23 protein-coding genes are annotated in these 23565 nt (G+C 68.2%); 15 read left to right on the plus strand and 8 right to left on the minus strand.

Going from position 1 to position 23565, the window contains the following annotated elements; translation table 11 throughout:
- Nucleotides 1-28 precede the first annotated feature (28 nt).
- The 4 genes from ASE72_RS09915 (at nucleotide 29) to ASE72_RS09930 (ending at nucleotide 2910) form a co-directional block, all read left to right on the plus strand.
- Nucleotides 29-1237: a toxic anion resistance protein gene (locus ASE72_RS09915; RefSeq protein ID WP_056020317.1), complete on the plus strand. Its 1209-nt coding sequence runs from the start codon at nucleotides 29-31 to the stop codon at nucleotides 1235-1237.
- 3 nt (nucleotides 1238-1240) lie between these two features.
- A complete protein-coding gene (locus ASE72_RS09920) occupies nucleotides 1241-1954 on the plus strand; it encodes a hypothetical protein (protein WP_056020320.1) in 714 nt (237 codons plus the stop codon).
- Between the two features lie 145 nt (nucleotides 1955-2099).
- The gene (locus ASE72_RS09925; protein WP_056020323.1) at nucleotides 2100-2480 is read left to right on the plus strand and encodes a hypothetical protein; all 381 of its coding nucleotides are present in this window, start codon (nucleotides 2100-2102) and stop codon (nucleotides 2478-2480) included.
- Nucleotides 2481-2595: 115 nt separating this feature from the next.
- Nucleotides 2596-2910 (plus strand): DUF3297 family protein, encoded by a 315-nt coding sequence (locus ASE72_RS09930; RefSeq protein ID WP_056022094.1) that lies wholly within the window; start codon nucleotides 2596-2598, stop codon nucleotides 2908-2910.
- Nucleotides 2911-2985: 75 nt separating this feature from the next.
- Here the strand turns inward: ASE72_RS09930 and ASE72_RS09935 are convergent, their stop codons facing one another.
- Nucleotides 2986-5733, minus strand: a complete 2748-nt coding sequence (locus ASE72_RS09935) for a [protein-PII] uridylyltransferase (RefSeq protein ID WP_056020326.1) — start codon at nucleotides 5731-5733, stop codon at nucleotides 2986-2988.
- A 98-nt stretch (nucleotides 5734-5831) separates the two neighbouring features.
- Between ASE72_RS09935 and ASE72_RS09940 the strand changes: the two genes are divergently transcribed.
- On the plus strand, nucleotides 5832-7121 hold the full coding sequence (locus ASE72_RS09940; protein ID WP_056020329.1) for a homoserine dehydrogenase: 1290 nt from the start codon (nucleotides 5832-5834) through the stop codon (nucleotides 7119-7121).
- 238 nt (nucleotides 7122-7359) lie between these two features.
- Here the strand turns inward: ASE72_RS09940 and ASE72_RS09945 are convergent, their stop codons facing one another.
- From ASE72_RS09945 to ASE72_RS09960, 4 genes are all read right to left on the minus strand, one after another.
- Entirely contained in the window at nucleotides 7360-7803 is a 444-nt protein-coding gene (locus ASE72_RS09945; RefSeq protein WP_056020332.1) for a hypothetical protein, read from the minus strand.
- Nucleotides 7804-7930: 127 nt separating this feature from the next.
- The gene (locus ASE72_RS09950) at nucleotides 7931-8347 is read right to left on the minus strand and encodes a hypothetical protein (protein ID WP_056020335.1); all 417 of its coding nucleotides are present in this window, start codon (nucleotides 8345-8347) and stop codon (nucleotides 7931-7933) included.
- Nucleotides 8348-8409: 62 nt separating this feature from the next.
- Nucleotides 8410-8853: a CoA-binding protein gene (locus ASE72_RS09955; protein WP_056022097.1), complete on the minus strand. Its 444-nt coding sequence runs from the start codon at nucleotides 8851-8853 to the stop codon at nucleotides 8410-8412.
- A gap of 147 nt (nucleotides 8854-9000) precedes the next feature.
- Complete coding sequence (locus ASE72_RS09960) at nucleotides 9001-9951, minus strand: Mrp/NBP35 family ATP-binding protein (RefSeq protein WP_056020338.1); 951 nt, start codon at nucleotides 9949-9951, stop codon at nucleotides 9001-9003.
- A 69-nt stretch (nucleotides 9952-10020) separates the two neighbouring features.
- Here ASE72_RS09960 and hflK point away from each other — a divergent pair, with 69 nt between their 5' ends.
- The 5 genes from hflK to ASE72_RS09985 all read left to right on the plus strand — a co-directional run bounded on the left by hflK (nucleotide 10021) and on the right by ASE72_RS09985 (nucleotide 17144).
- Nucleotides 10021-11163, plus strand: a complete 1143-nt coding sequence (hflK, locus tag ASE72_RS09965) for a protease modulator HflK (protein ID WP_056020340.1) — start codon at nucleotides 10021-10023, stop codon at nucleotides 11161-11163.
- Between the two features lie 23 nt (nucleotides 11164-11186).
- The gene (gene hflC / locus ASE72_RS09970; RefSeq protein WP_443019376.1) at nucleotides 11187-12026 is read left to right on the plus strand and encodes a protease modulator HflC; all 840 of its coding nucleotides are present in this window, start codon (nucleotides 11187-11189) and stop codon (nucleotides 12024-12026) included.
- 117 nt (nucleotides 12027-12143) lie between these two features.
- Nucleotides 12144-13697, plus strand: coding sequence for a Do family serine endopeptidase (locus ASE72_RS09975; protein ID WP_056020346.1), 1554 nt, complete (start codon nucleotides 12144-12146; stop codon nucleotides 13695-13697).
- A gap of 109 nt (nucleotides 13698-13806) precedes the next feature.
- Entirely contained in the window at nucleotides 13807-15459 is a 1653-nt protein-coding gene (locus ASE72_RS09980) for a helicase HerA-like domain-containing protein (RefSeq protein WP_056020349.1), read from the plus strand.
- Between the two features lie 452 nt (nucleotides 15460-15911).
- Nucleotides 15912-17144 carry a M20 metallopeptidase family protein gene (locus tag ASE72_RS09985; RefSeq protein ID WP_056020352.1) on the plus strand — a complete coding sequence of 411 codons (1233 nt, stop codon included), beginning with the start codon at nucleotides 15912-15914 and terminating at the stop codon, nucleotides 17142-17144.
- A 148-nt stretch (nucleotides 17145-17292) separates the two neighbouring features.
- On the opposite strand, the gene ASE72_RS09990 is transcribed toward ASE72_RS09985, so the two are convergent.
- The gene (locus tag ASE72_RS09990) at nucleotides 17293-18249 is read right to left on the minus strand and encodes an isopenicillin N synthase family dioxygenase (protein WP_056020355.1); all 957 of its coding nucleotides are present in this window, start codon (nucleotides 18247-18249) and stop codon (nucleotides 17293-17295) included.
- Between the two features lie 178 nt (nucleotides 18250-18427).
- Here ASE72_RS09990 and ASE72_RS09995 point away from each other — a divergent pair, with 178 nt between their 5' ends.
- From ASE72_RS09995 to ASE72_RS20870, 5 genes are all read left to right on the plus strand, one after another.
- Nucleotides 18428-19684 carry a multidrug effflux MFS transporter gene (locus ASE72_RS09995; protein WP_056020358.1) on the plus strand — a complete coding sequence of 419 codons (1257 nt, stop codon included), beginning with the start codon at nucleotides 18428-18430 and terminating at the stop codon, nucleotides 19682-19684.
- Nucleotides 19685-19758: 74 nt separating this feature from the next.
- The gene (locus ASE72_RS10000) at nucleotides 19759-20100 is read left to right on the plus strand and encodes a hypothetical protein (RefSeq protein ID WP_056020361.1); all 342 of its coding nucleotides are present in this window, start codon (nucleotides 19759-19761) and stop codon (nucleotides 20098-20100) included.
- Between the two features lie 76 nt (nucleotides 20101-20176).
- The gene (locus ASE72_RS10005) at nucleotides 20177-20827 is read left to right on the plus strand and encodes a hypothetical protein (RefSeq protein ID WP_056020364.1); all 651 of its coding nucleotides are present in this window, start codon (nucleotides 20177-20179) and stop codon (nucleotides 20825-20827) included.
- Nucleotides 20828-21085: 258 nt separating this feature from the next.
- Nucleotides 21086-21751, plus strand: a complete 666-nt coding sequence (locus tag ASE72_RS10010; protein WP_056020366.1) for an outer membrane protein — start codon at nucleotides 21086-21088, stop codon at nucleotides 21749-21751.
- Nucleotides 21752-22001: 250 nt separating this feature from the next.
- Nucleotides 22002-22808 (plus strand): thermonuclease family protein, encoded by an 807-nt coding sequence (locus tag ASE72_RS20870; RefSeq protein WP_056020369.1) that lies wholly within the window; start codon nucleotides 22002-22004, stop codon nucleotides 22806-22808.
- A 147-nt stretch (nucleotides 22809-22955) separates the two neighbouring features.
- On the opposite strand, the gene ASE72_RS10020 is transcribed toward ASE72_RS20870, so the two are convergent.
- Complete coding sequence (locus tag ASE72_RS10020; RefSeq protein ID WP_056020372.1) at nucleotides 22956-23198, minus strand: helix-turn-helix domain-containing transcriptional regulator; 243 nt, start codon at nucleotides 23196-23198, stop codon at nucleotides 22956-22958.
- Nucleotides 23198-23512, minus strand: a complete 315-nt coding sequence (locus ASE72_RS10025) for a type II toxin-antitoxin system RelE/ParE family toxin (RefSeq protein ID WP_056020376.1) — start codon at nucleotides 23510-23512, stop codon at nucleotides 23198-23200. The genes ASE72_RS10020 and ASE72_RS10025 overlap by 1 nt, the downstream gene beginning before the upstream one ends.
- Between the last annotated feature and the right edge of the window lie 53 nt (nucleotides 23513-23565).

Consider the following 23565-nt stretch of genomic DNA (forward strand, 5'->3'; position numbering starts at 1 on the left):
ACCATGCGCTACCGAACGGAGACACTTGATGGCCACGACCCCGGAAACGCTGACTGAGCCGAGCCTGGTACTGACGCCGCCCGATCCGGTGCCGACCGTCGCCGCCGCGAAGGCCGCCGGGCTGGTGCCCGTCGATGCCGGCGTGAAGTCGCAGCTCGACGAGCGCGTGTCGGGGTTCGTCACCGATCTCGTCGCGCAGGACGTCAACAGCCCCGAATTTGGCAAGCGCGTCGATGCGATCACCGCGATGGGCGCGAAGGAAATCCGCGAGGCGGCGGGCCAGTCGAACCGGTTCCTCGATCGCCCGGTCAAGGCGATGGATCAGGAAACGGGCGTCGGCAAGGATCTCGCCGAGCTGCGCCGGGTCGTCGAGGATCTCGATCCGGGCAAGAAGGGCAACCTGACCGCGCCGCAGAAGCTGTTCGGGATCATCCCGTTCGGTGGCAAGATGCGCAATTATTTCGACGGCTATAAATCGTCGCAGACGCACATCGCGCAGATCCTGAAGAGCCTGTCGTCGGGCAAGGACGAGCTGCTGATGGACAATGCCGCGATCGACACCGAGCGCGCGAACCTGTGGGCGGCGATGGGCCGGCTCGAGCAGATGATCCATCTGTCGAAGACGATGGACGCGAAACTCGAGGACGTCGCGAACGAGCTCGATCACAGCGATCCGGCCAAGGCGAAGGCGATCCGCGAGACGGCGTTGTTCTATACGCGCCAGCGCACGCAGGACCTGCTGACGCAGATGGCGGTCACCGTCCAGGGCTATCTCGCGCTCGATCTGGTCAAGAAGAACAATGTCGAGCTGGTGAAGGGCGTCGATCGCGCCTCGACCACGACCGTGTCCGCGCTGCGCACCGCGGTGACGGTGGCGCAGGCGCTGACCAACCAGAAGCTGGTGCTCGAACAGATCACCGCGCTCAACACGACGACCGCGAACATCATCGATTCGACCGGCAAGCTGCTCAAGTCGCAGACCGCGCAGATCCACGAACAGGCGGCGTCCGCGACGATCCCGCTCGAGACGCTGCAACGCGCGTTCCAGAACATCTACGACACGATGGACGCGATCGACGTGTTCAAGCTGAAGGCGCTCGACAGCATGAAGACCACGGTCGGCGCGCTGTCGAACGAGGTGGACAAGTCGCGTGGGTATATCGCGCGGGCGGAGGGCGCGACGCAGGGGCAATTGGGCGGTCCGTCGCCGAGCGCGTTCAAGCTGGAGGCGATGTAGGGCGTGAGCGAAGTCGACGACGCCATCGCGAGCGCGCGCGCCTCCTGGTCGCGGATCTCTGACGACCGCACCGGCGCCGTCATTCCACGCGCGCCGTCGCGAGGGCGCGCGCGCCAGACGCAGGCGATCGGCAAGCGGCTGACGCGGATCGTGGTGGCCGACGCGGTGATCCTCATCTCGGCGATGGTGATCGGGTGGATCGCGCCGCTGGGGATCGGTGGGGCGATGCTGGTGATGGCGTTGCTGGTCGCGGCGACGATGCTGCTGGCGGTGTGGCCCGCGGACCGCGCGCCGACGCCCGAGCGGCTGGCATCGGTCGAGATCAAGGGACTGCCGGCGCAGACCGAACGCTGGCTGGAGGCGCAACGTCCCGCCTTGCCCGCCCCGGCGATCCCGCTGGTCGACCGGATCGGCCTGCGGCTCGAGACGCTCGCGCCGCAGCTCGCGCGCTTTGCCGACGATGCGCCCGAGGCGATCGAGGTGCGCAAGCTGGTCGGCGAGCAATTGCCCGCGTTCGTGAAGGATTACGAGAAGGTCCCCGCGTCGCTCCGGACGACGCCGCGCAACGGGCGGACGCCCGACGCGGAACTGGTCGCCGGGCTGTCGCTGATCGAACGCGAGATCGGCGAGATGACGGCGCGGCTCGCCGAAACCGACCTCGACAGCCTCGCGACGCGCGGGCGCTTTCTCGAAATGAAATACCGCGACGACCGCTGACGCTTCCGCACGCCAAGTGTCGCTAAACGCTGCGTGAACAACGCATTCCGGCGCGGTTCAGGCCGGGTCGGGCATGACCTGCAACACGGTCGCGGTTCATGCGTTTGGCTCGTGACGACCGGCGTAGAATGTCAGGAGGTTCGACATGAACGGTTTGATGAAGAAGGCAGGACTTGGCGTCGCGCTGGCCGCGACCGTGTTGACCGCGGCGGCGCCCGCCGACGCGCAGCGTTGGGGCCGTGGATATCGTGGCGGCGGCTGGGGTGGATACCATCACCGTGGCGGCGGCAACGCGGCGGGCGCGGCGGTGCTGGGCGGCATCCTGGGTCTGGGCGTGGGCGCAGCGATCGCGAGCAGCAATCGTCCGCGCTATTACGACCGCGGCTATTACGCGCCGCCGCCGGTGGCCTATTACGCGCCCCCGGTACGCACCTATTACCGCGAGGACTATCGTCCGCGGTGCTGGAGCGAGTGGCGGACCGACCCCTATTATGGCGAGCAGGTCCAGGTTCAGGTCTGCAGCTAAGGTCAGTTCGACGGTCGGCCTGTCGACCCGATCGAAGCACGCGGCGGCGTCGGGGTTATCCCGGCGCCGCTTTTTTGTGGCGTTGCGGCGGCGGTTGCCGCTAGACGCCGCGACCATGACCGACACGCCAGAGACACCCGCAACCGAACAGCCGACCGCGACGGGCGATACGCCCCCGGATCGCCTGTCGACCAACCATCGCAGCCCGTTCTTTCAGCAGGACCTGCTGGAACGCGGGATCGGCATCCGTTTCAAGGACGGCGTGCGCCACGACGTCGAGGAATATTGCATTTCCGAAGGCTGGATCCGCGTCGCGCTGGGCAAGAAGGTCGATCGCAACGGCAATCCCCTGACGCTGAAGCTGTCGGGGCCGGTCGAGGCGTGGTTCGAGCGGCCTGCCGCGGGAACCGGCGAGGACGACGCCGCATAAACCCGATCCGTCGTTCGGCAGCGGCGCGGTCGCGAGCGCTGCCGAACGACGATCCCCCCCGTCGCTGACGTCAGATCACGCGACGAGGTCGAGTTCCTCGCCGGCCGCCGCCGCGAGCAGGCGGCGTTCGAGCGTCTTCAGCCGGGCGGCGGCGGTGATGCAGTCGCCGGTCAGGTCGGTGATGTAGAAGGTGTCGACCGCGCGTTCGCCGTACGTCGCGACATGCGCGGAGTGGATCGTCACCTTCGACTGGAACAGCGCGTTGGCGAGCTGGTTGAGCAGCGCAGGCCGGTCGCGCGCATTGACCTCGACCACGGTGAAGCGGTTCGACGCGCGGTTGTCGATCATCACGTTGGGGACGATCTCGAACGCCTCGGCGCGCGCGCGCGGGAGCGGCTTGGCGACGAGCCGGTCGGCGAGCTTGCCGCGGTTGGCGAGCGCATCCTCGATCGCGGTCTTGAGCCGGGCGAGCTGTTCGCTGCCGTCGAACGGGCGGCCGAACGGATCCTGGACGAGGAAATTGTCGACCGCCATGCCGTCGCGCGTGGTGTGGATCCGAGCGTCGATGATGTTGCCGCCCGCGACATGGATCGCGCCCGCGATCCGGTAGAAGAGCCCGGGATGATCCGCGGCATAGATCGTCACGAGCGTCGCGCCGCGGCCGGGATAGACATGCGCGTCGATCGCGAGCTGCGCGTCGCCCGTGCCGGCGAGGAAGCGCGCGTTGTGGACGAGCACGTCCTCGGGCTCGGCGATCCAATAGGCCTCGGGCATGCGGCGGACGAACGCGTCGAATTCGGCGTCGCTCCAGCCGAGATCGGCGTGGAGCGTTTCGTGCTTGGCGGCGATGCGTTCGGCACGGCCCTTCTGCTTGTGGCCGAGGCGGAGCACCTCCTCGGCGGATTCATAGAGGTCGCCGAGCAGCTGGCGCTTCCAGCCGTTCCAGACGCCCGGCCCGACCGCGCGGATATCGACGATGGTGAGGATCAGCAGCAGCCGCAGTCGCTCGGGGCTCTGCACCACGTCGCAGAAATCGAGGATCGTCTTGAAGTCCGACAGGTCGCGCTTGAACGCGGTCGCGGACATCAGCAGGTGCCAGCGGACGAGCCAGGCGACGGTCTCGGTCTCCGCCGCGCTCAGCCCGAAGCGCGGGCAGAGGCGCTGCGCGACCTCCGCGCCGAGAATCGAGTGATCGCCGCCGCGTCCCTTGGCGATGTCGTGGAGCAGCACCGCGACATAGAGGACGCGGCGCGAGACGATCTGGCGGAAGATCGCGCTGGCGAGCGGATGGTCGTCCCGAAGCGCGCCATTCTCGATCCGCGCGAGCAGGCCGAGCGCGCGAATCGTGTGCTCGTCGACGGTGTAGTGATGGTACATGTCGAACTGCATCTGCGCGACGACGCGGCCGAAATCGGGCACGAAGCGGCCGAACACGCCGGTCTCGTTCATCCAGCGCAGGACGAGTTCGGGATCGCGCGGCGAGCTGAGCACGTCGAGGAACAGCGCGTTGGCGGTGGGGTCGTCGCGAATGTCGTCGACGAGCTTCACGTCGCGTGCGGCCGCGCGCATCGCGAGCGGGTGGATCTCGAGCGTGTTGCGGTCGGCGAGCTGGAAGATCTCGATCAGCCGGACCGGACTTGCGCGGAAGAAGTCGTCGTCGGGCAGCGCCAGCCGGCCGCGGTCGAGGACGAAGCCGTTCAGCCGGCGCGGGCTGCGGCGGATCGTCGGCAGCCCGAAGCGACGGCCACGCGCGGCGAACTTCTCGTCGAGATGCGCGAGGAAGACGCCGGTGAGGTCACCGACGGTCTTCGCCTGGAGAAAGTAGAAATGCATGAAGCGCTCGACCTTCGGCTTGCCCGGGCGGTCGGAGAAGCGCATCCGGTCGGCGATCTCGCGCTGGACGTCGAAGGTCAGCCGGTCCTCGGCGCGACCGGTGATGCTGTGGAGGTGGCAGCGCACCGCCTGGAAGAAGTTGTCGGCGCGGTGGAAGAGGCGATATTCGGCCTTTGTGAACAGCCCGACATCGACGAGCTGTGCCGCGCGCTGGACGTCGTAGATGTACTTGCCGATCCAGAACAGCGCGTGGAGATCGCGCAGGCCGCCCTTGCCCTCCTTGACGTTGGGTTCGACGACATAGCGCGTGTCGCCCATCTTGCGGTGGCGCAGGTCGCGCTCGACAAGCTTGTCGGCGATGAACGCGCGCGCGGTATCCGCCTGGACCTCGACCTTGAAGCGGCGCGACGCCTCTTCGTAGAGATCCATGTCGCCGGTGACGTAGCGCGCCTCGAGCAGGGCGGTGCGGACGGTGATGTCGGCCTTGGCCTGGCGGATCATCTCGTCGAGCGAGCGGCTGGACTGGCCGAGCTTCAGCCCGAGATCCCAGAGCGTGTAGAGCATCGATTCGATGATGCGCTCGACCCGCGAAGTCTGCTTGGCCGGCGTGAGGAAGCCGATATCGACATCCGAATGCGGCGCCATCTCGCCGCGGCCATAGCCACCGACCGCGATGAGCGTGAGCCGGTCGTCGGGGGTGGGGGCGGGCGCGGGGTGCAACCGGGTGGTGGTGAAATCGAACAGCAGGCGGAGCAGCTGGTCGATCAGATAGGCCTGCGCGCTCGACACCTCGAGCCCGCGGCTGGGATGTTCGGCGAGCCGCTTGGCGACCTCGACCCGGCCCGCGTCGAGCGCGGCCTTGAGCAGGATCGTCGCCTGGCGGCCGAGCGCGACCGGGTCGGTCTCGTCCAGCGCGGCGATGGTGTCGGCGACCGCGCGGCGATCGATGATCGCGCGGCGGTTGGGCAGGTGATCGAAGCGGCCGGTCATGCGGGACCAGATAGGGCGCGCGGGGCCATTCGTCATCTTGATTGCGGGAAACCTTCCCGAACCCTAGGTCTTCGCGCGGGTTTGGCGAAAGGAAGACGATGAGCGAAGCGTTGCGCGTGGGACTGGCGGGCCTGGGAACCGTGGGGGGCGGCGTCATCCGGCTGCTCGACGCGAACCGCGAGCTGATCGCCCGACGGGCCGGCCGCGCGATCGAGGTCGTCGCGGTGTCGGCGCGCGACCGCTACAAGGATCGCGGCGTCGATCTGACGCGGTTCGCCTGGGTCGACGATACGACCGCGCTGGCGCAGCAGGCGGACGTCGACGTCGTCGTCGAGTTGATCGGCGGATCGGACGGCCCCGCGCTGACGCTCGCGCGCTCGACGCTGAATGCGGGCAAGTCGTTCGTGACCGCGAACAAGGCGATGCTCGCGCATCACGGCTATGAGCTTGCGACCGCGGCGGAGGCGGCGCGCGTCGCGCTGAAGTTCGAGGCGGCGGTCGCGGGCGGGATCCCGGTGATCAAGGGGCTGCGCGAGGGCGCGGCGGCGAACGCGATCGGGCGGGTTTACGGCATCCTCAACGGGACGTGCAATTTCATCCTGAGCAAGATGGAGGCGGAAGGGCGCGATTTCGCCGAGATCCTCGCCGAGGCGCAGGCGCTGGGCTTTGCCGAGGCGGATCCGAGCTTCGACATCGACGGGGTGGATGCGGCGCACAAGCTGTCGATCCTCGCCTCGATCGCGTTCGGGACGCGGCCGGCGTTCGACTCGGTCGCGGCGAGCGGCATCCGGCACCTGCTGGGCGCGGACATCGCCGAGGCGGCGGCTTTGGGCTACCGCGTGCGGCTGCTCGGGCTGGCGGAGGACGGGCCGGACGGGCTGTTCCAGCGCGTGCATGCGCATCTGGTGCCGGTCGACCATCCGCTCGCGCATGTGACGGGGTCGCTGAACGCAGTCGTCGCGGAGGGCAATTTCGTCGGGCGGCTGCTGTTCCAGGGCGCAGGCGCGGGCGACGGGCCGACCGCGAGCGCGGTGGTCGCGGACCTGATCGACATCGCGCGCGGCGAATACGGGCCGCCCTATGCGATGCCGGCGGCGTCGCTGGTCGCGGCGGCGACCGCGGACAGCGGCGAGCGGCGGGGGCGCGCCTATCTGCGCTTCACGGTCGCGGACCGGGTCGGCGTGCTGGCCGAGATCGCCGCGGCGATGCGCGACGCGGGCGTCTCGATCGAGAGCCTGATCCAGCGCGGCGCGATGGCGGACGGCAGCGTGCTCGTCGCGATCGTGACGCATGAGGGGCCGGAACGGTCGGTCGCGCAGGCGCTGGAGAAACTGCGCGGGTCGCAGAGTCTGGTGGGCCAGCCGCTGTGGATGCATATTCTGGGGTGATTTTGGGGGTGCGTGGCGGCGCCTCTCTCCGCCGTCATCCTGACGAAGGTCAGGATCCAGGGTGGCGGATGGCTGCGCTGTGTGGCTCTGGATCCTGACTTTCGTCAGGATGACGGGTTTGTGTGGGGGAAAAGGCGGCCGCCTCCTTCGTCATCCCGGGCTTGACCCGGGACCCAGGGCCGCGAGCGTTGCGCGGTTTGGCTCTGGGTCCTGATTTTCGTCAGGATGACGGGGCGGGTTATGGCCTGGCGGGGGCCGGGGGTGCCGGATCCGTCAGGTCGATCGCGATGCGGCCGGTCTTGTCGGGTTTCTTCGCAAACGCGCTTTTGGCGAGCGCGACCGCGCCAGCGACGAGCGGGGCGATCGGCGGGCCGAAACCGGACTGGCAGCCGCGCTGCGTCGCGGCGCAGGGCGTGCCATCGAGCTCGAGGGCGCGGATCGCGGTCATGTTCGGGTTGGAGGCGACGGGCCGGTCGGGCGGGCCCCAGTCGGGGAGCGGGAGGCGCGCACCCGATTCGGTCCCGGGTGCGCAGACGACGATCGTCTTGTCGCCCTCCTTCACCACCGGGCAGTCGGGGGGATTGAGGATCGACCAGCTCTTCTCGGTCGGGGCGGACGACACCGGCGTAGTGGCAGGTGTGGCGCTGGCCTGTGTAAGCGCGAGCAGCGTGACCAGAATCATGCAAGGTACCTCATCGGTCCGCGGTGATCGTGACGGAACACGGTTATCAACCCTATACGGTGGTTTGGCCGCCGTCGACTGTCCGACGACTAGCGGGCATCACCGGGCAGGCCTCACCGGGCCGGCATCACGGGGCGGGTGTCCGCATCCCGCCGGCGGCGACGCTGCCCGAGCCTTCGCCGGGACCGAACGCGACCGTCGCGCGGACGCCGGTGGCACCGCCGCCGACCAGAAACGGGCCCATGTCCTCCATCGGGGTACGGGCATGGACGAGCGCGGCGCGCCCCTCCGCCACCATGTCGCGGCGGTCGGCGGTGTGCGTGGCCAGCGGCACACGGAACCGGTCCGCCTGGCGCAGGCCGCACACGGTGATGTCGGTCACGCTGGGATTTATGACGCAGCGCTGTTCCGCCGCCATCCGGGTGCGGGCACGGACGAGCAGGTCTTCGTGCGCGGCGGGGTCGGGCGCTCGCGTCGATGCGGGCAGGGCAAGTGGCGGGACTGCGGCAAGCGTCTGGACCATCGTCAGCAGGATCGCGAGCATCGGTACCGTCCTCGACCATCAATCGCGGAGAGACTGACCATGGGACCCCGCGCGGGCAAGCCTCAGTCGGTCCGATCCCGATCTATTGTGGCGACGCCGAGGCGCGGGATCTCGATCGCGGGGCAGCGGTCCATCACGACCTGAAGCCCGGCGGCTTCGGCGCGGGCGGCGGCGGCGTCGTTGATCACGCCGAGCTGCATCCACACCGCTTTCGCGCCGATCGCGATCGCCTGGTCGACGGCCTCGCCCGCGGCGGCGGAGTTGCGGAATATGTCGACGATGTCGATCGGGTCGCCGAGCTGGGCGAGTTCGCGGAAGACGAACTCGCCATGGACGTGTTCGCCGGTGATCTGTGGGTTGACCGGGATGACGCGGTAGCCATGCGCCTGCAGCTTTGCCATCACGCCGTAGGACGGGCGATCGGGGCGGTCGGAGGCGCCGACCAGCGCGATCGTCCGTGCGCCCTCGAGCAGCGTCTTGATATCGGCGTCGGCGGTCAGAGGCATCGGCTCGTCCTCTTGGTGGAGTGCGCCGCGGACGGGTCGATACATGGACCGGTCGGACGCGTCTCGAGAAACCTGGTCCGCTCGTGCCGTAGCTCTACGCGCTAGGCACGACCGGTAACATCACAACGGCGCGGGCCGCAAAACGTTTCACATTTTTCCAATCCATGCGACGACCTGAGCGGCGAGGGCGGCGAAAATCACGTCGTCGGGCTCGGCTGCGGGGGGCGTTCCTGCGTCGGACGCGGTGCGGATCGACAGCGTCAGCGGCACGCGGCCGAGGAACGCGATGCCGAGCTCGCGCGCGGCAGCTTCGGCGCCGCCATGGCCGAACGGGTCCGAGCTCTCGCCGCAATGCGGGCAGACATAACCCGCCATGTTCTCGACCAGCCCGATGATCGGGATGCCCGCTTTCTCGAAAAGGTCGATCGCGCGGCGCGCGTCGATCAGCGCGAGATCCTGCGGGGTCGAGACGATGATCGCGCCCGCGGGACGGTATTTCTGGACCATCGTCAGCTGGACGTCGCCGGTGCCGGGGGGCAGGTCGAGCACGAGCGTGTCGGTCGCGCCCCAGTCCGCCTCGACCAGCTGGCCGAGCGCGCCCGCCGCCATCGGCCCGCGCCACGCGAGCGCGCGACCGGGATCGACGAGCTGGCCCATCGACAGGAGGGGGACGCCGTAGGGGGTGGGGACGGGGTCGAGCACCTTGTCCTTGGCGGTCGGGCGGGTGCCCTCGACCCCCATCAGCCGCGGCTGCGACGGGCCGTAAATGTCCGCATCGACGAGGCCGACACGGCGGCCGGCGCGGCTCAGCGCGATGGCTAGGTTGGCGGACAGCGTCGACTTGCCGACGCCACCCTTGCCGCTGGCGACCGCGATCAGCCGGCGGGTGGTACGCTCGGCGGTCATCACGATCCGGACGTCGGTGACGCCGGGCGCGGTCGCGGCCATGCGGATCGTCGCCTCCAGCGCGTCGCGCGCCACGGGGTCCAGTCCGGTGGCGTCGACGACGATGCCCAGCCGCTCGCCTTCGAGGCGTACCGTGGCGCGCGGTCCCGCCACTGCGGCGATCGCCGCCTTTACCGCTTCAATGTCGATCATCCTCGTCAGATAGGCCCGTGGCGGCTGCTTGGCACTGTTTTTCCGCGGGTGCGCACCTATAAAGGTTAGATGACGATCTTCTCGCGCTGGTTCCGGCGTCCCCCAATTCTCGCCGTCGAAACGCCAAAGGGCCCCTGGGGCGGGTCCGGTGACGATACTGGTGCCGAGGGCGGCGGGCCACGCAATCCCTGGGCATTGCCGCCCGGCGGACGCAAGGCGACCGCAAAGCCCAGCGCGCTCGACGAGTTCCTGAAAAAGGCGCGTGGCAATGGCGGCGGCGGCGGCGGGGGCGGCGGTAATTTCGGTGGCCTGCCATCGGGCGCCAATGCGCGCGCGTTGTGGGCGATCGGTGCAGGGATCATCGTGCTGGTGTGGATCCTGTTCACCTCGTTCCACCAGATCGGGCCGCAGCAGCGCGGCGTGGTCACCTATTTCGGCAGATATGCCGGCACGCTCGATCCGGGCATCCGCCTGACCCCGCCCGCGCCGATCGCGAGCGTCGAGGTGGTCGACGTACAGAATATCCGCACCGACAATTTCCCCGTCGGTGATGGCGAGAACCTGACGCTGACCGGTGACCAGAACATCATCGACCTCGCCTATTCGGTGCGCTGGGACATCGCGGATCCGCGGAATTACGTCTTCCAGCTGGCCGAGCCCAACAACACGGTGCGCGCCGCCGCCGAGAGCGCGATGCGCGCGGTGGTCGCGACGACGACGCTGGAGCAGGCGATCGGCACGGGCCGCACGGTGATCGAGCAGCGCGTCGCCGAGCTGACGCAGCAGATCCTCGATGATTACAAGTCGGGTGTCCGTATCCAGGGCGTTGCGATCAAGCAGGCGGCAGCGCCGGCGCGGATCGTCGAGGACTTCAACGCGGTGACCGCGGCGCAGCAGGAGGCGATCGCCAACCTCAACCAGTCGCGTTCCTATGCGCAACAGGTTGTGGCGCGCGCGCAGGGCGAGGCCGCGTCGTTCGACAAGGTGTACGAGCAGTATCGCCTGGCCCCCGAAGTCACGCGTCGACGGATGTATTACGAGACCATGGAAGCGGTATTGGCCAAGAGCGACAAGACGATCGTCGAGACCCCGGGTGGCGTCGTGCCGTACCTGCCGTTGCAGAACGGCAAGCGGCTGACCGACCCGCAGGCACCGCGTGCGGCCGAGCCGACACCAGCGCCGGTTCCCGCCCAGCAGGGGGCAGCGCAGTGAACGGCGTGAGCATCCGCAACCCGATGGTCGCAGGCGCGATCGCGCTCGTGCTGGTCATCCTGGCGGCCGCGACCTTCGCGATCGTCCCCGAGACCCAGCAGGCAGTGATCCTGCGGTTCGGTCAGCCGATCCGCACCGTCAACGCCTATGCGCCCAACCAGCCGTTCGGTGACACGGGCGCCGGGCTGATCGCGCGCGTGCCGTTCATCGACCGCATCGTGTGGATCGACAAGCGCGTGCAGGACATCGAGCTCGACAATACGCTGGTGCTGTCGACCGACCAGCTGCGGCTCGAGGTCGATGCCTATGCGCGGTACCGCGTCGTCGACCCGCGCAAGATGCGCAATGCGGTCGGCAGCGAGGAACGCATCCCCGACCAGCTGCGCCCGATTCTCGGGTCCGCGCTGCGCAACGAGCTTGGCAAGCGGCGGTTCGTCGAACTGCTCAGCCCCGAGCGGTCGGAACTGATGGACAATATCCAGAAGGGGCTGCAGCGAGTCGCAAGCCAGTACGGCGTCGAGATCGTCGATGTCCGCATCAAGCAGGCCAACCTGCCCGTTGGCCTGCCGCTCGAAAGCGCGCTCAAGCGGATGTCGAGCGCACGCCAGCAGGAGGCGATCACGATCCGTGCCGAGGGTCAGAAGCAGGCGCAGATCGTCCGCGCGCAGGCGGATGCCGACTCGGCGAAGATCTATGCGGAAAGCTTTGGCAAGGATGCCGATTTCTACGATTTCTACCGCGCGATGCAGTCCTACCGCCACACCTTCGGGGCGGATGGCGGCACCCCGCCGGAAGGATCGACGTCGATCATCCTGTCGCCCAACAACAGCTATCTGCGGGAGTTCGAGGGTCGCGGGCGCTAAGGCGCGCCCGTTGCCTTTGGCGGAACCTTTCCAGCTTCCCCCCTATTCAACCATCGTTCAGCACGTCTCGCCTAACGGCGGTCTGTTTCGAACGATGAAACGAGAGGACAACATCTAGTGCGTTATGCCTACGCCATTACCAGTGCTCTTCTCCTAGGCGGCGCAACCGCGACGCTCGCGCTCCAGCCGGGCACTGCCCAGGTGGCGCAGAACGAACCCGGGGCGATCCAGGCGGTCTCGCCGAAGCCCGGTGCGCCGATGAGCTTCGCCGACATGGTCGCGCGGCTTCAGCCCGCCGTCGTCAACATTTCGACCAAGCAGACGATCGTCCAGAAACAGCAGGCCAATCCGTTCGCAGGCACGCCGTTCGGCGACCTGTTCGGCGGCATGGGCGGTGGCCCGCAGGGTGGCCCGCCGGTCAAGCGCGAGGGCGCGTCGCTCGGCTCGGGCTTCCTGATCTCGCCTGATGGCTATGTCGTCACCAACAACCATGTGATCTCGCCGGGCGCGCAGGGCGCGACGGTCGATTCGATCACGGTGACGCTGAGCAACAAGAAGGAATATGTCGCCAAGGTCATCGGCAAGGATCAGGAGTCCGACCTGGCGCTGCTCAAGATCGACGCGGCGGACCTGCCCTTCGTGAAGTTCGGCGATTCCAACGGCGCGCGCGTCGGCGACTGGGTGCTCGCGATCGGCGAGCCCTTCGGGCTTGGCGGCACGGTGACCGCAGGCATCATCTCGGCGATCAACCGCGTCACCGGCCAGGGCGGTGCGTATGACCGCTTCATCCAGACCGACGCGTCGATCAATCAGGGTAATTCGGGCGGTCCGATGTTCGACCTGAGCGGCAACGTGATCGGCGTGAACTCGCAGATCTTCAGCCAGTCGGGCGGCAATATCGGGATCGGCTTCGCGATTCCCGCGGCGACCGCCAAGCCGATCATCGCGACCTTCATGAAGGGCGGCACGATCGAGCGCGGCTATATCGGCGTCCAGCTGCAGCCGGGCGGTACGATCAACGAGGACACCGCTGCCGCGCTCGGCATCGCCAAGAACCAGGGCGAATTGATCAACGACGTCACCGCGGGCGGGCCTGCGGCAAAGGCCGGTGTGCGTGCGGGCGACGTCGTCACGCGCGTCAACGGGCAGGCGGTCACGGTCGATCAGTCGCTCTCCTATCTCGTCTCGAACGTGAAGCCCGGCCAGACCGCGCGTCTCGACATCCTGCGCAACGGCAAGCCGGCGTCCGCCAACGTGGTCGTCGCACCGCGTCCGAGCGCCGAGAAGCTTGCGGCCACGCTCGGTGGCGACGCGCAGGGCTTTGGCAGCGAAGACGGTGACGACGACGATACGGGCAGCACGGCCGCTCCCACCGCGGGCGCGGCGCTCGGGATCGGCGTTCAGCCGCTGACCCCGGCGATCGCGCAGGCGGTCGGGGTCGATCCGACGACGCAGGGCGTGGTGATCGCGGTCGTCGCACAGACGAGCGATGCGTTCGGCAAGCTCAAGCGTGGCGACGTGATCATGTCGGTCAACGGCACGCCGGTGCGAACGGCCGCCGACATGCAGACCGCGGTGACCACCGCCAAGACCGCGGGGCGTCCGCAGGTCCTTCTCCAGGTCAAGCGCGGCCGTGGTCCGGCGCAGTTCCTGCCCGTCAAGATCAAGTAATCCCTCACCGGATTGCGGGATACGAAGGACCGTCGCCCCACCGGGCGGCGGTCCTTTTCCTTTGCGGCGGCCGGGGTTAGGATCGGGTGACGGGTAAGAGGATGAGAGCATGAGCGACGGCATTGTCATCGGCGCCAGCGTGGACGGCACACAGCAGACGCTCGAGTTGAAGCGCGCGAACCGCCACGGGCTGATCGCGGGCGCGACGGGCACCGGCAAGACGGTGACGCTGCAGGGGATCATCGAGGGGTTTTCCGCGCGCGGCGTGCCGTGCTTCGTCGCGGACGTGAAGGGCGACCTGTCGGGGCTCGCCATGGCGGGGTCGCCGACCGCCAAGATGCACGCGGCGTTCGCCGAGCGCGCGAAGGCGATCGGCGATACCGGTTGGGCCTATGCCGACAACCCCGTGCAGTTCTGGGACCTGTTCGGCGCGCAGGGGCATCCGATCCGCACCACGATCAGCGAGATGGGGCCGCTGCTGCTCGCGCGGCTGATGGACCTGAACGAGGTGCAGGAGGGCGTGCTGACGATCGCCTTCCATGTCGCGGACAAGGAAGGGCTGCTGCTGATCGACCTCGACGACCTGCAGGCGATGCTGACCGAATGTGCGGGGCGTGCCGACGAGCTGACGACGACCTATGGCAATGTGTCCAAACAGTCGATCGGCGCGATCCAGCGGTCGCTGCTCCAGCTGCGCACGCAGGGCGCGGAGCATTTCTTCGGCGAGCCCGCGCTCGAGATGACCGATTTCATCGGTGTCGACGACCGGGGGCGGGGGATCGTCAACATCCTTGCCGCGGACAAGCTGATGGCGAGCCCCAAGCTCTATTCGACCTTCCTGCTGTGGCTGATGAGCGAGCTGTTCGAACAGCTTCCCGAGATCGGCGATCCCGACAAGCCGGTGCTGTGCTTCTTCTTCGACGAGGCGCATCTGCTGTTCGACGAGGCGCCCAAGGCGCTGCTCGACAAGATCGCGCAGGTCGTGCGGCTGATCCGGTCGAAGGGGGTGGGCGTGTATTTCATCACGCAGAACCCGATCGACATTCCCGATACCGTAGCAGGCCAGCTCGGCAACCGGGTGCAGCATGCACTGCGCGCGTTCACGCCGCGCGACCAGGCGGCGGTGCGATCCGCGGCGGAGACGTTCCGGGCAAATCCGGGCGTCGATGTCGCGACCGCGATCACCGAGCTGAAGGTCGGCGAGGCGTTGGTGTCGCTGTTGCAGCCGGACGGGTCGCCGACGCCGGTCGAGCGGACGCTGATCCGCCCGCCCGCCTCGCGCGTCGGGCCGATCACGCCGGTCGAGCGCAAGGTGATGATCGAGACCGATGCGATCGGCGCGAAATACGACACGGCTTTCGATCGCGAGTCGGCGGAGGAACTGCTGGCGGCGAAGACCGCGGAGGCGAGCGCCGCGGCGGCAGAGGCCAAAGCGACGACCGTGGCGGAAAAGGCGGCGGCGGCGCAGGCGAAGGTCGACGCGAAGGCGGCGCGGGAGGCGGAGCGCACGCGGGCCGCGGACCAGCGCGAGGCGGACCGGGCGCAGCGCGATGCCGATCGCGCGGCAGCGAACTCGCCCTGGACCAAGATGGCGACGTCGGCGACGCGTGCGGCGAGCTCGTCGATCGGACGGCAGGTGGCGAACGAGATCGGCAAGCAGGTGTTCGGCACGACGCGCCGCCGGTCGCGTGGGGGCGCGTCCGGCGGCGGGTTGGTCGGGAGTGTGTTGCGCGGGGTTCTGGGAGGGTTGTTTCGGGGGTGATCGGGGTGGGTGTTGCCGCTTCTGCCCTTGCCACCCCGGCGGAGGCCGGGGCCCAAATGGCGAGGTCGCTGTAACGGAGTGCCGTCCGAGGTTATTGCCGTCCCCCAATTGGGCCCCGGCCTTCGCCGGGGTGGTGGCGTTGGGGGTGAGTTCGGCGCTTCCCCACCAGGTTCACCCGCGAAGGCGGGTGCCCAGACTGGGTCCCCGCCTTCGCGGGGACACAAGGGGAAGCCGGGAGCGTGTGATTCAGCGCATACCACCCCGGCGGAGGCCGGGGCCCAAATGGGGAGGTTGCGGTAACGGAGCGCCGTCCTGCATCATTGCCGTCCCCCGATGAGCCCGAGCGTTCGCCGAGGTGGTGGAGGGGGTGGGGTGCTGTGGTATAGAGCGGCATCGGCACGGGCCGGGCGTTGGCCGGCCCTGTGCACCACGTCTTGCAGAGGTACCCGATCATGTCGCTCGATTTCGAATCCACCACCGACTGGGCCGCGATCGGCGAGAAGAGCCTCGACGCGGCGATCGAGTTGCGCCGCGCGATCCATGCCGATCCCGAGGTCGGGCTGCACTGCCCGCGCACCTCGGACAAGGTGAAGGCGGCGCTGGCGGGGCTGCCGCTGGAGATCCGCGAGGGGACGTCCACGACCGGCTTCGTTGCGATCCTGCGCGGCGGGCGTGGCGGCGGTACCGCAGGCGGCAATGGCCGGACCGTGCTGCTGCGCGGCGACATGGATGCGTTGCCGATGCAGGAAGAGACGGGGCTGCCGTTCGCGTCAAAGGTCGACGGGGCGATGCATGCGTGCGGGCATGATTCGCATACCGCGATGCTGGTCGGCGCGGCCAAGGCCTTGTGCGCGCGGCGGGACGAGCTGCCCGGCACCGTCGTGTTCATGTTCCAGCCGGGCGAGGAGGGGCATCACGGCGCGCGGCACATGATCGCCGACGGGCTGCTCGATGCGCCGCTGCCCGAAGCGGGGTTTGCGCTGCATATCTCGCCCAACATGCCGATGGGGCATGTCGTCAGCCGGTCGGGCACGCTGATGGCGTCAACCGACACGCTGCGCGCGACGATCACCGGGCGCGGCGGGCATGCGGCGATGCCGCACGACTGCCTCGATCCGCTGCCGATCGCGTGCGAGATCGTTACCGCGCTGCAGACCTATGTCGCGCGACAGGTGGCGGTGACCGATCCCGCGGTGCTGTCGATCACCAAGCTGAATGCGGGGAGCGCGCACAACGTCATCCCGTCGAGCGTCGAGATGCTGGGGACGATGCGGACGCTGTCCGAGCGGACGCGCGAGCAGGTGCGCGCGGCGTTCATCCGGATGGTCGAGGGGATCGCCGCGGCGCACGGCGCGGTGGGAACACCGACGATCGAGGAGGGCTACCCGGTCACCGTCAACGATTCCCGCGCGACTGAGCTGATCAAGGCGGTGGCGACGACGATCGGCGGCGAGGGCGCGTATCAGGTGATGCCGCCGATGATGGGTGCGGAGGACTTTTCCTACGTGCTGCAGAAGCTGCCCGGCGCGATGGCGTTCATCGGCGCGGCACCCGAGGGGAGCGACCCGCGGACCAATCCGCCGCTGCACAATACGAAGATGACGATCGACGAGCGGGTGATGGCGCACGGGATTGCAGTGCACTGCGCGGTGGCGGAGCGGTTTCTGGCGAACGGGTTCGATTGAGCGGGCTTTGCCCTCCGCAAGCGCGGAGGGCAGACTGGGTCCCCGCCTTCGCGGGGAAACAGGCTTTGGGGGGGCACTTGCTCTTCGTGTTCTCCCGCGAAGGCGGGAGCCCAGTCTGTCCCCGCCTTTGCGGGGACAGGAGCGCCGGTTACTTCTTGATCAGGCCGATCTCTACCAGGCGTTCGTGGAGATAGTCGTGCGCGGTGATCGGGGTCGGGTAGCGGTTGGGGTTTTCCGCGGTGATCGTCGCCGGGAGCGTCTCGATCAGGAAATCGGGCGCGGGATGCAGGAAGAACGGCATCGAGTAGCGCGAATGGCCGCGGCGCTCGGGCGGCGGGTTGACGACGCGGTGCGTGGTCGAGGGCAGGACGTGGTTGGTCAGCCGCTGGAGCATGTCGCCGACATTGACGACCATCGCGCCCTCGGGCGGCTTGATCGACAGCCAGCGGCCGTTGGCGCGGTCGAGCAGTTCGAGGCCCGCCTCCTCCGCACCGAGCAGCAGCGTGATGAGGTTGATGTCCTCATGCGCGCCGGCGCGAACGCCCTCGGCATCGACGGGGATCGGCGGGTAATGGAGCAGGCGCAGCACGCTGTTGCCGTCCTTGACCGCAGCGTCGAACCAGTCGGGTGCAAGCTTCAGGTGGCGTGCGATCGCGGAAAGCAATTTGTCGCCCGCGGTGTCGAACGCCTTGAACAGGTCGAGAAAGACCGGCTTGAATCCCTCGGGCCGGGTCGGCCAGACATTGGGCGACATCTGCGCTTCGTAGCGGTGGCCGGCGGGCAGCTCACGGCCGACATGCCAGAATTCCTTCAGATCGACGACCTTGGCGTCCTTCGCGATCTCGGTTTTGAAGGGCGTGTAGCCGCGCGCGCCGCCGCCGCCGGGCGCGAAATAGCCGCGCTTCTCGTCCTCGGGCAGGTCGAACAGCGCCTTGGTCTCGGCCCAGGCCTGGTCGATCAGATCGGTCGGGATGCCGTGATCGGCGACGATCGCAAAGCCGAAGCGTTCGAACGAGTTGCCGAGCGCGGCGGCAAAGCCATCGGGGTCGCGCGCCTGATCGGCGAGGCTGAGCGTGGGAACCTGGGCGGCGGGGGTATCGAGCATGTATCGGTGTCCGGATAAGGGAGCACCGATATAGCGACGCGCGCGCGTGCTGCCAAATGCCGGCATGCCGAATGCGCGCGGCCGCAAACATCTGGGGTCGTTAGGTTCCTCACCTCGTACGCAGACACCGGGGCGCGGGTTACGCGGCGTTCGATAAGCGGGTAAGGGCGGCGGCATCATGACCGTCAATCCTCCCATGTCCGACGCGGAGGCGATGCGCGGGGCACCGATCGGCTTCGTCGAGTTCGTCGCGCTGGTCGCGGCGCTGATGTCGCTGACCGCGCTCGGAATCGACTCGATGCTGCCGGCGCTGCCCGCGATCGGCACCTCGCTCGGCATCACCGGCGCGAACAGCCGGCAGTTCATCGTCACCGCATTCGTGATCGGGTTCGGCGTCGCGCAGCTTGTCCATGGTCCGCTTGCCGATCGCTATGGCCGGCGGACGGTGCTGCTGTGGTCGCTCGGGCTGTACGCGGTTGCCAATGTCGCGTGCGCCGCCGCGGGGAGCTTCGTGCTGTTGCTCGTCGCACGCGCTGCGGGGGGCGCGGTGATCGCTGCGGCGCGCGTCGCGACGATCGCGCTGGTCCGCGACTGTTATCACGGCCGCGCGATGGCGCGCGTCATGTCGATCGCGTTCATGGTGTTCATGATCGTCCCGATCCTGGCGCCGACATTCGGCTGGGCGGTGCTGCAGTTCGGCAACTGGCGTGCGATCTTCGGCGTGATCGCGGTGCTGACGCTGGGGATCATGGCGTGGTTCTGGATGCGGATGCCCGAGACGCTCGAACCCGAGAACGTCCTGCCGATCACGCCGCAGCGGATTCTCGCCGACTGGCGGCAGACGCTCGGCGACCGGCTTTCGCTGGGATATACGCTGGCCGCGACCGCGCTGATGGGGTCGCTCTACGGCTATCTCAACTCGATCCAGCAGATCATGGCGGACGTGTTCCACCGGCCGAACCTGCTCGCGCTGATCTTCGCGACGACCTCGGTGACGATGGCGGTCGCGAACCTGATGAATTCGCGCGTGGTGATGCGGTTGGGGACGCGATTGATCAGCCACGGTTCGCTCTGTGCGCTCGTGGTCGTGTCGATCATCCATCTCGCGGCGATCCTGATCGGGTGGGAGAGCCTGGTCAGCTTTGCGGTGTTCCAGGCGCTGACGCTCGGCTGTTTCGGGCTCGCGGTGTCGAACTTCTCGGCGATGGCGATGGAGAATATGGGGCGGATCGCGGGCACCGCGTCGAGCGTGCAGGGGTTCGTGAGCGTCACCGCGGGGGCCGTGATCGGCGCGATGATCGGGCAGGCGTTCGACGGGACCACCGTGCCGCTCGTCGCCGGCTTCCTGCTGGCGGGGCTCGTCGCACTGGCGTTCGTCGCGCTGACCGAACGCGGCCGGCTGTTCCGCCCGGCGATTGCGTCCAAAGCGGCGTAGCGAAGGAACCCGTCGCCCTCGCCCGCCGTTCCTCAGCCAAGACCGCACGACGCGGCCATAGCAGGAGCGAGAACATGGGCGGACACCAGATTCCCGGCATGGGCACGGGCGACGACGGGTATGACGAGGAAGGCTATGACGAGAGCCAGCGTGCCGAGATCCTCGAAGCGACGCGCAACGGCCCCGTCGACGGCGCGATCATGACCGATCTCAACCCCGATCTCGGCGACGACGATGCGGAGAGCGAGTCGATCGACGATCTCGACATGGATTCCGAAGAGGTTGGCGAGATCGACAGCAGCGTGTCGATGGACGAGGCGGACACCGACGAGGACGACGTCCAGGACGAACTGGATGACGGCAGCATCGACGATGACGAGCTCGACGACAGCGACGACGTCGCGTTGAAGCCCTGATCCCCCATTCTTCAATCGGCGGTGGCGCAGCGACGATCCCCGCGCCGCCGACCACGCTTCCTTATCGGAGCACAGTATGCGTACGGCGATCGTGAGCCGCCTCAACAGGCTGGCGTGGCGGCTTGGGCCCTGTGTGGCGCTGGCGACGCTCGGCGGATGTTCGGGCGCTTCGAACAGCGCCGCGCAGAAGGACGTCGACGTGACCGCAGCAGCGGCGCGGGCGCAGGCGGACATCGCCAACTACGCCGCGGTGAGCACCGTCGTGCACCCTGCGGCGCGACAGCCAACCATGTCGGCCGCCGCCGCCGACATGATGCCTGAAGCCGCGCAAAAGGTCGTCCGCACCTATTTCCGGATGATAGCGCGGCACGACTATGCCGCGGCGCGCGACCTGTGGGTCGATGACGGTCGCGCAAGCGGACTGGATCAATCCGCCTTCACCGGCGGCTATGCCCGTTTCTCCCGCTACGAGGCGCAGGTCGGAGCGCCCGGCAGCGTCAGCGCGGGGATCGGCAAGGTCCATGTCGCGGTGCCTGTCCAGGTGTTGGCGACATCGTCCGATGGCCAGCCAAGACGTCTGCGCGGGACGGTTATGCTGCAGCGCACCAATGACGGAATCGAGACATCCGACGTTGAAGACCATCTCTGGCGAATCGAATCGACCACCGTCGACCCGTGGATGCCGCCCGCCGCCCGACCGCCGCAGAACCGCGCGCAACGCCGCTAAGTCCTTGCAACCCGCGGTCCACAGTCATGCCGGATCGCCGCCATGTTTCGGCCACATCGGCCTCGCTTTCGACCCGTTTGGTTCATCAGACTGTCAGGAACCGTTGCCCGGATGCCACAGCGCGGTTCAGTTCCACATTTCTGCTCTCGGCAGTGCAACATTTTCGTCATAGGCCGGTTTGGAGGGACCTGGAGTTAAGCGGGTCCCGGAGGGTCCTGGACAGCCGGACCCAGAACGAAACAAAAAGGTCTTTCGAATATGCGTAAGCTTTCCATCGCACTCGCCGTTGCCGCCGCAGCGCTTGCTGCCCCAGCATTCGCGCAGGACATGTCCGCTCCCGCCCCCACCGACAACAGCGCAGCACCCGGCGAAGCCGCTGCTCCGGACGGCTCGAAGGCGTTCGGTATCGAGCCGTATTTCGGCGTCATGGGCGGCTGGGAGCAGTTCGACAACGAGCGCGGCCACGGCATTCCGCAGGCACTGAACGCCAACGGCACGCTGCGCACCGGCTACAAGCCATCGGGTTCGCTCGTTCAGGGTGTCCTGGGCGTCAACGTTCCGCTGGGCCCGGTCTTCGTCGGTGCTGAAGGCAACGTGATCAAGGGTATCGATGGCAACATCGATTGGCAGTATGGTGCCGCTGGCCGTTTCGGCTTCCGCGCTGGTGACAGCGGCCTGATCTACGGCAAGGTCGGCTACCAGTGGGTCAACTTCGACCATTTCTCGGGCCGGTCGAACACCGTCGAGAACACCAACCGCGATTACAGCGCGATCACCTACGGCATCGGCGCAGAAGTCGGTCCGCAGAGCATCGGCCTGAAGGGCATCACGGGCAACGCAGGCTTCCGCATCCGCGCCGAGGTCAACACCTTCGGCGACGCGCAGAGCTTCCGTCCGATGCTCGGTATCGTGACGCACTTCTAAGCTTCGGCTGGAACTGTCTGAAAGGGGCGGGGCGCGACACAAGTCGCGCCCCGCCTTTTTTTGTGCGCGAAGCCCGTGACGTCGCGCCGGGCCGCGCCACCGCGACGCGGGCCGGAACGAAGCCGGGACGGGACGGGAACGCCGTCCTGCTGCGTTCCCGATGCGTTCTGGCGTGTTTCCGACTCCGCTTGGCGCAACCGGGTGGTCGATGCCAGTGACATCGACTCGCGCGCGCGTAGGCGCGGGGGCGATGGAGTATGTGTTTGATTTCATGCGTTCGCTCGGCGGAGATCGCGCCGGAGGCGGGCGTGCGAGCGGTGCGCGCCGCCGCGGCGGGGTCAGCATCGCGCTACAGCTCCGGCTGGTGTTCTACGGCGTGCTGCTCGGGTTGATGATGCCGGTGATCCGCCAGATCGACTGGTTCGCGCTCGTACCCCCGGGAGTGCGGATCGACTGGCCGAGCGGGTTCGGGATCGCCTGGCCCGCGGGCGGGCTGCACGTGCCCGGCGGCTGGGGCCGGGCGAAGGACGCCGCGGTCGCCGCGGCGCCGTCGGTCTCGGGTATCACCGCAGGCGCGGCAGCGGCGGGGGCCGCGGCAGCCGGTGCGGCAGGGCGCGCGGTGGCGGCGGGACGCGGGGCCGGCAACGGTGATGGCATTGGCGGTGCCGGCCTTGGCGGTGAGGGCCTCGGCGGTGGCGGCAAGACGGTGACCGCCCGCTTCACGATCTGCGGCCATGGCAAGCGGATCACCTGCATGGTCGATGGCGACACCTTCTGGCTGCGCGGCACCAAGGTCCGGATCGCCGACATCGACACCCCCGAAACGCATCCGCCGCGCTGCAAGGCCGAAGCGCGCGCGGGGAAGGCGGCGACGCTCAAGATGCAGGCGATGCTGAACGCGGGGCCGTTCACGCTGGTCCCGATCAAGCGCGACGTCGACCGCTACGGCCGCAAGCTGCGCATCGTCGAGCGCGACGGGGTGTCGCTGGGGGCGGCGCTCGTCCGCCACGGCCTCGCGCGGCATTATGGCGGCGGGAAGCGGTCGCCTTGGTGTTGAGGGGGTGCCGCGTGGATTAGCGCCGCGGCGCGTGGTTGCAGCGGTGGCCCCCCAAGGGCGAGCCGGGCCGGCCACACTCGATCAAGGCGTGGTCGCTACATCTCGCTCCTTACGCGTCTTGCATGTCACGCACCGGTGCAGGCCGCTTTATGCCGCCTTTGCCGTCAGTTCGAGGCCGAGCGCCTTCAGCGTCCGGATGACAGAGTCGAGCGCGATGTCGGGCTCCGCGGCGGGTGGGCGGGCAAGGCCGCGCGCCGTGGCGACATCGCTCAGCGCGGCGGCGATCAGTGCGGGGTCGCCATCCTCGAACACGGCTTCGAGATAGGCGAGGACCGCGGCGTCGCTGTCGAGCTGGTCGGTGGCGGTCCAGCGGGTCGTTTCGATGTCCATCAGTCGGACTCCCAGGCCGCGGCGATGTCGCGGGCGCGCGCAATATCCGCGTTCTGCCGGGATTTGTCACCTCCCGCCAGCAACACGACCAGCGTTGTGCCGCGTTGCGCGATATAGATGCGGTAGCCGGGACCATAGTCGATGCGCAGTTCGCCGATTCCGCCGCCGAGCGGTTTGACGTCGCCGAACTGGCCGAGCGACAGCCGGCGGATGCGCGCGATGATCCGTGCCTTGGCCCGGATGTCGCGAAGTCCGGCGAACCAGCGGGTAAAAATTGCGGTCTGGCGGATTTCGACGGAGGGCGACGCGTCCATCGTCTATCGTGCCCGGCGCGCTTCGCATGACCTTGGCACGGGTTTCTCCCTGT

It is taken from the genome of Sphingomonas sp. Leaf20 (genome assembly GCF_001421535.1).
In the GTDB taxonomy this organism is placed as follows: Bacteria; Pseudomonadota; Alphaproteobacteria; order Sphingomonadales; family Sphingomonadaceae; genus Sphingomonas.